The organism is Mesorhizobium loti (assembly GCF_013170705.1).
Taxonomy (GTDB): domain Bacteria; phylum Pseudomonadota; class Alphaproteobacteria; order Rhizobiales; family Rhizobiaceae; genus Mesorhizobium; species Mesorhizobium loti_D.
In genome coordinates this window covers 2,979,503-2,991,759 of record NZ_CP033334.1, presented here as the reverse complement: position 1 = coordinate 2,991,759, position 12,257 = coordinate 2,979,503, and the positions used below count along the sequence as shown (strand labels likewise).

Below are 12,257 nucleotides of genomic sequence, written 5' to 3'. Positions count from 1 at the left end.
GGTGAATGGCCATGACACAGCAAGATATGGTGGTTTGCGGCAAATGTGGTGGGGTCAACCGCCTGCCGCCCGCCTGCAATGCCATTGAGGCAAAATGCGGAAAGTGCGGGACCAGGCTGTTTTCGGGGCATCCCGAAGATGTCGACGCCGCTGGTTTCGATCGTCAGATCGCACGCACCAGCCTGCCCGTTGTTGTCGACATCTGGGCACCTTGGTGCGGCCCCTGCAAGATGATGGCGCCGGCCTATGAAGCGGCGGCAAGTGAACTGGAACCGCATGTTCGCCTGATCAAACTCAACTCCGACAATGCGCAGGCCGTCGCGGCCAGGCTCGGCATCCGTGGCATCCCGACCATGATCCTGTTCCATGGCGGGCGCGAAGTCGCGCGCACATCCGGCGCAATGACGGCAGGCCAGATTGTCAGGTGGGTTCGTGACCGTCTACCAACGGTCGCCGCCTGAAGTCGTCGCGCCAATGGATCCGCTCATCACCCGGCTTGGACTGGCCCTCGCAATAGGTCTTCTTGTCGGCTTGGAGCGTGGTTGGCAGGAGCGGGATGCCCCCGATCGCAGTCGCACAGCTGGCATCCGGACATTCGGCATATCCGGCCTGCTTGGTGGCGTGCTCGCGGCGCTGGCGAATGCACTAGGCTCCGTATCAGTGCTGGTCGGCGGCTTCATCGCCTTTGCGGCAATCCTTGCCTGGTACAAGGCGCGCGAGGCTGCCCATGACGAGGATTTCAGTGTCACCAGCGTGATCGCGGGCCTGGGCGTTTTTGCCCTTGGCGCGCTTTCCGTCGCCGGCGATTATCGTGCCGCCGCCGCCGGAGGGGCGGCGCTGGCGGCAATCCTGGCCAGCCGCGAGGTCCTGCACGGTCTTTTGAAGCGACTGACCTGGGTCGAACTCCGGTCGGCGCTGATCCTTGCGGTGATGACGGCGATCGTCTTGCCCTTGCTGCCAAACCGGACAATGGACCCGTGGGGCGGTTTCAATCCTTGGGAAATCTGGTTCCTGACGGTGCTGATGGCCTCGATTTCGTTCGCCGGCTACGTGGCTGTTCGCATTCTGGGAAATACGCGAGGGCTGCTGGTCAGTTCGCTGACCGGTGCAATCGTCTCTTCCACAGCGGTGACCTTGGCGCTTGCCCGCAATGCCGCGTCGGCAAGCAATCCGCTGCCGCTCGCCGGGGCGGCATCCCTGGCCGCAGTGGTTTCGGTGCTCCGCGTCTGCGCCGTGGTTCTGATCGTCGAGCCAAGCGTGCTCGCGTCGGTCGTCATTCCGGCTATCGCCGCGGCGCTTGCCTTCGCCGTCTGCGGCGCATTGCTGCTGTTTCGTGACAGCGGGAACGGTGAAGGCAGCGCGACCGCGCGCAATCCATTCGAACTGGGCCCGTTGCTGCTCTTCGCCTTGCTCTTTGCCGTCGTCGCGACCGCAAGTGCGGGGCTGGCCGCTCAATTCGGTGGGCGCGGTCTGCTGGCGAGTTCGGCGCTGGCCGGCGCATTCGATGTCGATGTCTCGGTGCTTGGCGCGCTGCGCCTGGTCAAGCATTCCGTGTCGGTCGAGACCGTGGGCCAGGCCGTGCTCGCGGCGCTGGCAGCAAACGCGATCGGTCGCCTGTCGCTCGCGGTATTTGCTGGTCCGGTCAGGTTCTGGTTGCCACTGGCCGTCACAACACTGATCGCCGCGGCCATGGGCATCTGCGCCCTGCTGTTGCCCGGTCCTGGATAGAAGTGCTGCGCTCGGGCTTTCTTTTGATGCGGATCAAGGGCCAGGTCCCGCCACCGCTCTATGAAACTCCGTAAAGGAGTTCGCCATGACCAGTTTGAAAGACCTCACCCCGAAATTCCGCAATGTCCGGCTGCTGCTAGCCCGTGAAAAGGGCCACCCGGAAGGCGACCGCGAAGAGGGCTACGACGTGTTGGCTCCGTTGACTGGCGAAGGGCGGATCGATGCGGAAGAGTGGAAATCGCACAGAGCCTCTTGCCGCGTTCGCCGCTTTCGCACCGGCGAGGAGGATTTGATCGGCCGGTTGAGGCGCAAGCCCGGCGGGCAGTGGTATTTCGACTACGCCGAAGGCGACCGCGATGATGAAATCGGCTTTCATCTCGGCGACGAACGGTTCGTGACTGGCGAGTATGTGTCGATCGAGCGCAACGGCGCCATGCATACCTACCAGGTGGCGAGGGTGGAGCGCCCCTGAAGCGACAACCTCAGGCTCGCTGGGAGTAGACTGTGTCGCGACGCATCTTGATTGTGGTCGGCCATCCCGACCCATCCCCGGACCGGCTCTGCCGCGGTCTCGCCAGGGCCTATGGCGAGGGCGCGGAGAAGGCGGGGCACGCCGTCCGCCGGGTCGATCTGGCGGCGATCGATTTTCCAATGCTGCGAACAATGCAGGAGTTCGAGCACGGTTCGATTCCCTACGAGTTGAAGGACGCAGCCGAAGCGATTGTCTGGGCGGAGCACATTGTCTTTGTTTTTCCGCTGTGGCTTGGGACTATGCCGGCCATGCTCAAGGCATTTCTGGAACAGGTCATGCGGCCGGGAACCGCTTTTGCCTATCCGGACAAGGGCGGCGGCTTCACCAAGACATTGCTTCGCGGCCGCACCGCGCGCGTTGTGGTGACGATGGGCATGCCTTCCGCTCTTTACCGGCTATGGTTTCTTGGACACGGCATCGCCGGCATGAAGCGGAGCATCCTGCATCTTGTCGGCATCAGTCCGGTGCGTGAGACCTTGTTCGGCATGGTCGCCGGCGCCAGCGATGCGACCAGGGCGAAGTGGATCAGCCAGATCCGAGATCTCGGCGAGCGAGCCAGATAATCCTCAAGCGTCAATCACGGCACCAGGACGGCGGCGCCGTTCAATCTGCCTTGCCTCAGATCGTCCAATGCCTGATTGGCCTGTTCCAGCGGGTAGACCTTGGTGTGGGTGCGTACCTGCGCGCGCTTGGCAATGGGAAAGAACTCTTCGGCGTCGCGGCGCGTCAGGTTTGCAACCGACACCAGTTCACGCTCTCCCCAGAGCAATTCGTAGGCCATCGCCGGAACGTCGCTCATGTGGATGCCGCCACAAACCACCCGGCCGCCCTTGCGGACGGCACCAAGCGCGATCGGCACCAGGTCGCCCACAGGAGCGAAGATGATCGCGGCATCGAGCTGCCTGGGCGGAGGTTGATCCGAACCGCCCGCCCAACTCGCTCCAAGCGAGCGCGCGAAATCCTGTGCTTGCTCATCACCGGGCCGGGTGACAGCGAAAATCTCACGGCCTTGCCAGATCGCGATCTGGGCGACGATATGCGCGGCGGCGCCGAAGCCGTAGATCCCGAGCCGCTTGCCGTCACCGGCTTTCTTCAGGCATCTCCAGCCGATCAGGCCGGCGCAGAGCAACGGCGCCAGCGATACGGGATCGGCATCCTGGTCCAGATCGAAGGCGAATTGCGCGTCGGCAATGACAAGGCTGGCAAAGCCGCCATCGCGTGTGTAGCCGGTGAAATCTGGCTGATCGCAAAGATTTTCACTGTCAGCGATGCAGTAGGGACAATGTCCGCAGGTGTGTCCAAGCCAAGGGACGCCAACCCTGCGCCCGATCCTTGAACGCGCCACGCCCTTGCCCACGGAATCGACCATGCCGACGATTTCGTGACCGGGAGTCAGCGGCAGTTTTGGATGACGCAGATCGCCATCAATGACATGCAGATCGGTTCGACAGACAGCGCATGCCTCGACCTTCAACCTGATCTCGCCCACCCCCGGTAAGGGGTCGGATCTGTCGACCAGTCTCAAGCGAGTGCCTATGCTTTCGAGCACCATTGCTCTCATGACGCGCTCCATGTTGCCCCGCAAACGAACGGAGCGGATTACGATCCACTCCTTTCGCCATGCCCGACATCAGGCGATGGGATGCGATCCCGGCAGGCTTTCGAAACCTGCGACAGGTCACTGCCTCCCAGCGCTGCCTTGTGCAGGGGTTTATGGATCGACGGTGAACTCGGTCCACATGCCGGCTCCAAAGTGACCTGGCACGTTACAGATGAGCAGGTATTTTCCGGCCTTCAGTTCGACAGTCAACGTGCCCGATTTACCGGGATCAAGCTCGGAAACTTCGCCCTTGTCGCCGGCCTTGTCTTCGTCGACCCGGTTCTCGGCCTCAACGTAAGGAAGTGGCTTGCGGGGATCGGCAAGGTACATCACGATCATTTCGTGAACGGTGTCCTTGGAGTCATTCTTCACATTGAATGTGACCTTCCCGGCCTTCACCGCTCCGGGGGAAGCCTTGATGCCCATGGTGGCCTTGGAGAGATCGAGTCCTGGCATTGCATAAGCAAGACCCATCGGCATCTCCGTACTCGCGCCCTTGTCCCACAGCGAAACCTGAACAAGTTCGGCAGCCTGGGCAGCGCCAGCACTGCCCGCCATCAGCGTTGCGGCCACAAGCCCAAGCGCCACTCTCCTCGATATGGTTTCCATGGTGATCCTCTTTCAGGGACGGCAGCAGAAGCGCTCTACATCCTGGCGGTCATCCTGTTCGCTGAATCACCCGCCGTCTTTGCGCCAGATCAAACCGGCCGGCGCGAGCCCGATCTGCGGCCCCGGCCCAACTGTCAGCCAGTTGTCAGGTTGAACGCGCTATTTCGACCAATGACGGTGAAATCGCCGTCTGACAAGACCGATCGAAGTCCCACCCGCAGGCGCAACTTCGGCGCCCAATCCCGAATGGAGCCATCATGTATCGCACACTCGTCCTCGCCGCTCTCGCTGGCATGATCGCGGGACCGGCGCTCGCCGCCAGCGGCAGCTGCAGCACCGCCCCGAAATCACAATTCAAGCCCAAGGCAACGCTCGAGGCGCAATTGACCGGCGAAGGCCTCACCGTCCGCCAGATCAAGGTCGAGAAGGGTTGTTACGAGGTCTACGCGGTCGACAAGGCCGGCAAGAAAGTGAATCTGGCTTACAATGCCGAGACCCTTGAAAAGCTCGACAATGCCGAAGCCGGCGAAAACTGATCCAAACATTTCCATAGCCGCGGACGCGCAAGCATCGCCGGAGATGGTGCGCGTCTGGGACCGGGTCGTGCGGAGTTTCCACTGGGCGCTTGTGCTCAGCTTCGTCACGGCCTGGCTCACCTCCCATTCCTCCGAGGGCATTCACCATTGGGCCGGCTACACCGCTGCCGCGCTGGTCGCAATGCGGCTCTTATGGGGCTTTCTGGGCACGCCCTATGCGCGGTTCTCTCAATTCGTGCGCGACCCGGCGACGGTGCTGCGCTATCTCTATGCAATACTGAGCGGTCGCGAAGCCCGCTACATCGGCCACAACCCGGCCGGCGGTGCAATGGTTGTCGTGCTGATCGCGGCGATGGGGTCAACCGCACTGACCGGTTGGCTGATGACGACGGACGCCTATTTCGGCGTCTCGTGGGTCGAAACGGCGCACAGCCTGAGCGCGCACGGCCTACTTGTGCTGGTCCTTTTTCATATAGGCGGCGTCGCGCTGGCAAGCCTTCGTCATCGCGAAAACCTGGTACGGGCCATGATCACGGGGCGAAAACGCAAAGCCGAGCCGGTGGACATCGCCTGACGACCTGCCAGTAGACCAAATCCGATTTGCGCCCTGGCCGGTTTCGGGGCGCAAGTCGGTCGGTCCTTGTTCGAGATGGCCCTGGAAGCGCGATGCGACATGGGCGGAGAGGACAAGATAAGAGCAGGCATTGGTGCAGCGACCCAGATAGAGCCACGATGCCCGACGTCAAACAGATTCCGACCATGAATTGCGGAAGATACATCGCTGCCCACCGGCCTTTTCGGCGCAACGAAACGACCCCCGTTGCTATTGCCAAATCAAAGGAGGACTTAAGCGACCGGCGCGCCTGGCCACTTGATGTGGATCAACAATCCGCGCGGCTAGGTAGTTTCCCGTAGGGATATAACCGAATTTCGCGCCCCGCGGATTCGCGCGATTGCTGTGTCACGGAACAACCGGGAAAACAGCCATGCACGCTTACACCGTCTCCAGAATTTCACTGCAGTCGCATTCTGTTCAACCAAGCCTGCCGGACGCATTCGACCCGGCGCCGCTGCAGCCGGTGAGCTTTTTCCCCGCCGGCGCGGAAATCTATGCCCAGGGCGGGAAGGCCAGTGCTTTCTATCAGGTCGAGTTCGGCGCCGTGCGCATCTACCGCCTGCTTGCCGACGGTCGCCGGCAGATCAGCGCCTTTCACCTCGCCGGCGAGACTTTCGGCTTCGAAGCCGACTCGACGCATCATTTCTTCGCCGAGGCGATCAACGCCACCGGCGTCCGCGTCTTCCGCCTGGCTGCCGGGGCGGACATGTCCCGGCAGTTGCTGCCGTTGGCGCTCAAGGGTCTGACGCGCGCACAGGAGCACCTCCTGGTCCTTGGAAGACAGAACGCCATCGAACGTGTCGCCGCCTTCCTGGTCGACATGGCGGAGCGGCAGGGCGGATTGCGGCAGGTCGAGCTGCCAATGTCGCGCATGGACATCGGCGACTATCTCGGCCTGACCATCGAGACCGTGTCGCGGGTCTTCACCCGGCTGAAGGACAAGGGCGTCATCCGCCTTCTCAACCTGCGCAGCATCGAAATCGTCAAGCACGACGCGCTCCATTGCATGAGCGAATGACCAGACATCGTCGAACGGTGGCACGGAGATATCCAAAGGAAGCCATATCCACTCGGTTCCGCGGCATCTGGCCATTCAGAACAACCCAGGATTAGAGTTCAAACCATGTCCACGAACAGCGCAATTACCACACGTACTGGATTTCGTTTCGAAGTCCGCCTTGCTCGGCCCGAGGACGAGCCAACCCTGGCGGAGTTCTTCACCCATGTGACTCCGGAAGACCTGCGCTTCCGCTTCCTCGGCGGCATGAAGGAAGTTTCGCATGAACGGCTGGTGGCGATGACGCGTTCAGACGACGCGCATATCCATAATTTTCTGGCCTTCTCGACCGACGGGATGCTGATCGCCGTTGCGACGCTGGCAAGCGATCGAGCCGACCGAACCGGTGAGGTCGCGATCTGCATCCGCGCGGATCGCAAGCATCTGGGCGTTGGCTGGGAGTTACTCGCCTATATTGCGAAATATGCCGAAGACCTCGGCCTCGAAGCCATCGAGTCGATCGAGAGCCGTGAGAACCGCGCCGCGATCGAGGTCGAGCGCGACATGGGTTTCACCGTCACGACCGATCCCGACGATGCGACGCTGGTCCTGGTTAGGCGGGAGCTGGGGGCGCGATCAGCCGCTTAGCTGCCTTGGCCCCTTCCGAGCCGCTGTGGGCTCGGCAGATCGAAGGACGAGCATCTCCGCGGCCACGGCGCTTTCTTCATCCGCTGGAATGACAAGGACATCGACGCGGGAAGTCGCGTTGCTGACCACTTCCTCGCCCTCTCGGTTTCGTTTCTCGTCGAGACCGACTCCAAGCCAGGCTGCGGCAAGGCAAATCCTTTCGCGGACCAACGGCGCGTTTTCGCCAATGCCGGCCGTCAGCACCAGCGTGTCCAGTCCTCCCATCGCAGCGGCCAGCGATCCTATCTCGCGTCCGATCCGATAAAGGAAGAGATCGACGGCCTCGGCGGCGGCGGAATCGTCCGAGTCGATCAGCGTCCGCATATCACCCGATATTCCAGACACTCCGAGCAGGCCTGATTGCTCGTAGAGAAGCGTGGCCAGTTCGTCCTGAGACAACCTCCGCTCCTGCAGCAAGTGAAGGATGACCCCTGGGTCGAGCGCGCCGCAACGTGTGCTCATTACCAGGCCGTCCAGGGTCGAAAACCCCATCGTCGTGGCGATGCTTCGTCCGGCGTCCATGGCGCACAGGCTGGCGCCGCTACCGAGATGGGCGACGATCGCCCGACCGCCGGCGCGCGCGCCGTAGCGGTCACGCAGCTTCGCAGCGATGTGGCTGTAGGACAGCCCATGAAAGCCGTAGGAAACGATGCCCGCGTCAGTCAGGGCGCGCGGCAGCCCGTAGATTTTGGCAAGCTCCGGCCTGGTCGAATGAAACGCTGTGTCAAAGCACCCGATCTGGAGGGCCCGCGGCAAGAGCTCAGCAGCCAGCGCGACAATGTCGAGATTGATCCGCTGGTGGATGGGCGCCAGCGGCTCGAGCAAGCGCAATGCCTTGATCGTGCGTTCGTCGAGCAGCGTCGCTTCGGTGAAATCACGACCGCCATGAACGATCCTGTGCCCTACCCTGTCGATGCGGCGCGGGAGATCGTTGTCGACGAGCACGGATGCAACCGCCGCGAACGCCGTGCTAATATCGATCGGTGCTTCGCCCAAGCTCTTGTCGATCTTGGACCTGCCGGCCGCGGCATCGACACGCAGCCGCGGTTGTTGACCGATAGAGGAGACATTGCCGCGCAGCAGCAGCGGGAGCTCGTCGCGTCGCTCGAAGACGGCGAACTTGAGGCTCGAAGACCCGCCGTTCAGGACAAGGATCGCATCGGTCATGAAGCCATCCGATATGTTGCCGTTCCCATGCGCTTGCGGGCGGGCGTCCGCTCAATCCGGACGCTTCGGCCCCGCATCGGCATCCTGTTCCCACTTCCAGTCAAGGATTTCCGGCATATCCTGCCCATGGGCGCGAATATAGGCGCGGTGTTCAAGCAGTTTGCTGTCCATGGCCTGCTTGATGCCGACCCGCACGCTCTTTAGTCGTGGAACCCAATCGACGACGCTTTGGACGATATGAAAGCGGTCGAGACCGTTCAGTACGGTCATGTCGAAGGGCGTGGTTGTCGTGCCCTCCTCATTGTAGCCGCGCACATGGATGTTGTCGTGGTTGGTGCGTCGATAGGTCAGGCGATGGATCGTCCAGGGATAGCCATGATAGGCAAAGATGACCGGCTTGTCGGCTGTGAACAGCGCATCGAACTCGCGATCCGACAGCCCGTGCGGATGATATTCCTTTGGCTGAAGAGTCATCAGATCGACGATATTGACCACTCTGATCCTGAGATCGGGAACCAGTTGCCTGAGGATCTGCACTGCCGCCAGCGTTTCGAGGGTCGGGACATCGCCCGCACAAGCCATCACGACGTCGGGCTCAGCCCCATCGTCCGTTGACGCCCAGTCCCAGATGCCGATTCCTGCCCGGCAGTGAACGATTGCCTTGTCCATCGACAGCCACTGCCAGGATGGCGGCTTGCCGGCGACGATGACGTTGATGCGGTTCCAGGTCTGCAGCACATGCTCGGTCACGCACAGCAAGGTGTTGGCGTCCGGGGGCAGGTAGACCCGCACGATGTCGGCCTTCTTGTTGAGGGCCACGTCGATGAATCCCGGATCCTGATGGCTGAAGCCATTGTGCTCCTGATGCCAGACATGGCTGGACAACAGATAGTTCAGCGATGCGATCGGCCGCCGCCAAGGGACGGCGCGGCAGGCATCGAGCCATTTCGCATGCTGGTTGAACATGGAATCGACGATGTGGATGAACGCCTCGTAGCAGGAAAAGAGACCGTGGCGCCCGGTGAGCAGGTAGCCTTCGAGCCAACCCTGGCAGGTGTGCTCGGAGAGGATTTCGAGAACCCTGCCCTCGCGCCCGAGGTGAACGTCTTCGGGCAGAATCTTTTCCATCCAGCCGCGCTCGGTCACTTCGAACACGTCCTGAAGACGGTTCGAGGCAGTCTCATCCGGGCCCACGATCCGGAAGTTCTTCATGGCCTCGTTCAACTGCATGACATCGCGCAGGAAACTGCCCATGACCCGCGTGGACTCGGCCTTGACGGCGCCGGGGCGCTCAAGCGCAATGGCGTGATCTTGCAACCCGGGCAGTTCGAGAGACCTGCGCAGCAGGCCGCCATTGGCGTGCGGGTTTGCACTCATTCGTTTCGTCGCCTGGGGTGCCGTGGCGCGGATCGAGGCGACAGGAGCGCCGGCGGTGTCGAACAATTCTTCCGGTCGGTAGCTTTTCAGCCATTCCTCAAGCATCTTCAGATGCGCTGGGTTTTCCGCGAGGCCTGACAAGGGAACCTGGTGCGAGCGCCAGAAGCCCTCGGTCTTCAGCCCGTCGACCTCTTTCGGACCGGTCCAGCCCTTGGGGCTGCGCAACACGATCATCGGCCACTTTGGTCGTAACGCCGTCGCGGCGGAGCCGTTGCGCGCGGCATGCTGGATAGCCTTGATCCGATCGAACGCATCCTCGAGCACGCTCGCCATCCGCTGATGCATCAGCGCCGGATCGTGCCCTTCCACGAACAGCGGTTCGTAGCCGTAGCCGATAAACAGCGCGCGCAATTCGTCTTCGGGAATTCGGGCAAGGATCGTTGGATTGGCGATCTTGTAGCCGTTCAGATGCAGGATCGGCAGGACCGCCCCGTCGCGCGCCGGGTTGAGGAATTTGTTGGAATGCCAGGCGGCGGAAAGCGGCCCAGTTTCAGCCTCGCCGTCACCAACGACGCAGGCGACCACAAGGTCGGGATTGTCGAAGGCGGCGCCATAGGCGTGCGAAAGCGAATAGCCCAACTCGCCGCCCTCATGGATAGAACCGGGCACATCGGGTGCTGCATGGCTCGGGACGCCGCCGGGGAACGAGAACTGTCGGAACAGTTTGCGCATCCCTTGCTCGTCCATCGCAATGTCGGGATTGGATTCGCTGTAAGTCCCCTCCAGGTAGGTGTTTGCCACCATCGCCGGACCGCCGTGTCCGGGACCGCAGATGTAGATGACATTCGTGTCCGTGAGGCGGATGACACGGTTGAGATGCGCGTAGATGAAACTCAATCCCGGCGACGTTCCCCAATGGCCGAGCAATCGCGGCTTGACGTGCTCCAGCCGCAACGGTTCGCGCAGCAACGGATTGTCGAGCAGGTAGATCTGGCCGATCGTCAGATAGTTGGCAGCACGCCAATAGGCGTCGATGTCATGCAATTCCTGCTCGGAAAGCTGGCTGGATTGGACGACTGGAGAGGTGTGTTGGGTCATGTCTGGCTCCATTGCCTCTTGGTGCATCTCACCGTACCGCGACATGGGCCCGTGCCATCGACCTGCAGTGAATGAGCACAAACGCTTCCCGCGCTCTTTGGTTCAGGGCAATCGGCCGCACACACTGAAGGACTTGCGATAGATGTTGTTCGCGACATCTGTAGTAGCGCCGGAACGGGCACGCTTTGATCCACCGCAAACCGGATGACCAGCGGCCGGCTTAGCTCCTGGACGACATCTGACGGAGCCCAATCAAGGTTAGGGTGTGGCCAGGTGTTCCGCTCGTGCGGAGGGCTGCGCGCGCACCGCCCGCAACGCGTACCGGAGGGCATTCAGAATGCCGACGGAAGCGGGCAATTTTCAACAACAAAATCAATGGTTATGGTGGGCCCGGAGGGCGAATGAAAATCGTTGATTTTGTTGAGTTTTTCGTGGGCGAAAATCTGAAAGCTTCCCGTATCGTCCCGTATGCTCCCGCGACGCCACACAGCCGACCGCAGCTAACCTCGTTCGCGAACGTTCGGAGACAGGGTCTAGAACGGCGGAAATGGGCACGCAAGCGGACGGTCAGCTTCTGCATACTCAGGCCGGCAATTTCCTACGCGCAGGACGACATTCGCATTACGAAGCAGATTGAGATAGAACAGAAGCAGTGTGGGTTCACGGTTTCGCAATAGACCTGCCCACGTTCTATTGCGACCAACATGTCATCTGGCCTCTATCCTTAGCGCAGTCAGCGTCTCGGGCGTAATCGTGCCGGTTACCTTCAAAGAGTAGTCCGCCGTATTCATCGTTTTCTCCCTTATAGAACATGCAGATCAGTCAAGGTCGACTGTCGGAAGGCAGATCGCCGCCGGGCAATGGGAACATCAAGACTCGTGCCAACTGCGCAGGAAGCTTCAGAAAAAAGGCCATTATGCATTCTCGTTCAGCGGCTAAGGTGGTGGTGGCGCCGACCGTGAATGCTGGAACGGGGTTTTCTGATGACGCCGAATTGCTCTGGCGCGCTCTCGACCCCGATGAGCGAGATCGATATCCTAGATTTAGCCGCAGCGCTCGTGGATGCCGTTCATGAAGGTTGGAAGCAATCTCCGTGGGACTGATCGAACAAACGGTGGAAACGCAGTCGCGGCAGCGCTCGCTCGGCGGCGTCGCCGATATGGGACGAGGTCCGAGGGGAAATGAATAACCAGCCAATCAAATAGCCGGCGATGTCGCTGGTCTTCGAGGCAACTTCGCGAACCATCTGCTTTACACTCGCCGGTCAGTCTGCTCACAACTTCCTGCTCGATCAGTGGCCACAACAGGTA

Annotated in this window: 12 protein-coding genes; 8 read left to right on the top strand and 4 right to left on the bottom strand. The window is 61.4% G+C overall.

Annotated features, from left to right (window positions below):
- The first annotated feature begins 11 nt into the window (after nucleotides 1-11).
- The 4 genes from trxC to EB815_RS14455 all read left to right on the top strand — a co-directional run bounded on the left by trxC (nucleotide 12) and on the right by EB815_RS14455 (nucleotide 2,823).
- Nucleotides 12-461, top strand: coding sequence for a thioredoxin TrxC (trxC, locus tag EB815_RS14470; RefSeq protein WP_056578959.1), 450 nt, complete (start codon nucleotides 12-14; stop codon nucleotides 459-461).
- Nucleotides 462-474: 13 nt separating this feature from the next.
- Nucleotides 475-1,728: an MgtC/SapB family protein gene (locus tag EB815_RS14465; RefSeq protein WP_065005230.1), complete on the top strand. Its 1,254-nt coding sequence runs from the start codon at nucleotides 475-477 to the stop codon at nucleotides 1,726-1,728.
- A gap of 85 nt (nucleotides 1,729-1,813) precedes the next feature.
- On the top strand, nucleotides 1,814-2,200 hold the full coding sequence (locus tag EB815_RS14460) for a hypothetical protein (RefSeq protein ID WP_056578424.1): 387 nt from the start codon (nucleotides 1,814-1,816) through the stop codon (nucleotides 2,198-2,200).
- Between the two features lie 32 nt (nucleotides 2,201-2,232).
- A complete protein-coding gene (locus EB815_RS14455) occupies nucleotides 2,233-2,823 on the top strand; it encodes an NAD(P)H-dependent oxidoreductase (RefSeq protein ID WP_056578427.1) in 591 nt (196 codons plus the stop codon).
- 14 nt (nucleotides 2,824-2,837) lie between these two features.
- Here the strand turns inward: EB815_RS14455 and EB815_RS14450 are convergent, their stop codons facing one another.
- Together EB815_RS14450 and EB815_RS14445 are read right to left on the bottom strand one after the other, a co-directional pair.
- Nucleotides 2,838-3,821 carry a zinc-dependent alcohol dehydrogenase family protein gene (locus EB815_RS14450; protein WP_056578965.1) on the bottom strand — a complete coding sequence of 328 codons (984 nt, stop codon included), beginning with the start codon at nucleotides 3,819-3,821 and terminating at the stop codon, nucleotides 2,838-2,840.
- 150 nt (nucleotides 3,822-3,971) lie between these two features.
- Complete coding sequence (locus tag EB815_RS14445; protein ID WP_056578431.1) at nucleotides 3,972-4,469, bottom strand: cupredoxin domain-containing protein; 498 nt, start codon at nucleotides 4,467-4,469, stop codon at nucleotides 3,972-3,974.
- Between the two features lie 257 nt (nucleotides 4,470-4,726).
- Between EB815_RS14445 and EB815_RS14440 the strand changes: the two genes are divergently transcribed.
- The 4 genes from EB815_RS14440 to EB815_RS14425 all read left to right on the top strand — a co-directional run bounded on the left by EB815_RS14440 (nucleotide 4,727) and on the right by EB815_RS14425 (nucleotide 7,266).
- Nucleotides 4,727-5,005 (top strand): PepSY domain-containing protein, encoded by a 279-nt coding sequence (locus tag EB815_RS14440; protein ID WP_056578434.1) that lies wholly within the window; start codon nucleotides 4,727-4,729, stop codon nucleotides 5,003-5,005.
- A gap of 43 nt (nucleotides 5,006-5,048) precedes the next feature.
- Nucleotides 5,049-5,579 (top strand): cytochrome b/b6 domain-containing protein, encoded by a 531-nt coding sequence (locus EB815_RS14435; protein WP_056578436.1) that lies wholly within the window; start codon nucleotides 5,049-5,051, stop codon nucleotides 5,577-5,579.
- A gap of 412 nt (nucleotides 5,580-5,991) precedes the next feature.
- The gene (locus EB815_RS14430) at nucleotides 5,992-6,639 is read left to right on the top strand and encodes a helix-turn-helix domain-containing protein (protein ID WP_056578439.1); all 648 of its coding nucleotides are present in this window, start codon (nucleotides 5,992-5,994) and stop codon (nucleotides 6,637-6,639) included.
- A 105-nt stretch (nucleotides 6,640-6,744) separates the two neighbouring features.
- Complete coding sequence (locus EB815_RS14425; protein ID WP_056578442.1) at nucleotides 6,745-7,266, top strand: GNAT family N-acetyltransferase; 522 nt, start codon at nucleotides 6,745-6,747, stop codon at nucleotides 7,264-7,266.
- On the opposite strand, the gene EB815_RS14420 is transcribed toward EB815_RS14425, so the two are convergent.
- A complete protein-coding gene (locus tag EB815_RS14420; RefSeq protein ID WP_056578446.1) occupies nucleotides 7,255-8,472 on the bottom strand; it encodes an acetate/propionate family kinase in 1,218 nt (405 codons plus the stop codon). The genes EB815_RS14425 and EB815_RS14420 overlap by 12 nt on opposite strands.
- 51 nt (nucleotides 8,473-8,523) lie before the next feature.
- Nucleotides 8,524-10,947, bottom strand: coding sequence for a phosphoketolase family protein (locus tag EB815_RS14415; RefSeq protein ID WP_056578968.1), 2,424 nt, complete (start codon nucleotides 10,945-10,947; stop codon nucleotides 8,524-8,526).
- Nucleotides 10,948-12,257 lie beyond the last annotated feature (1,310 nt).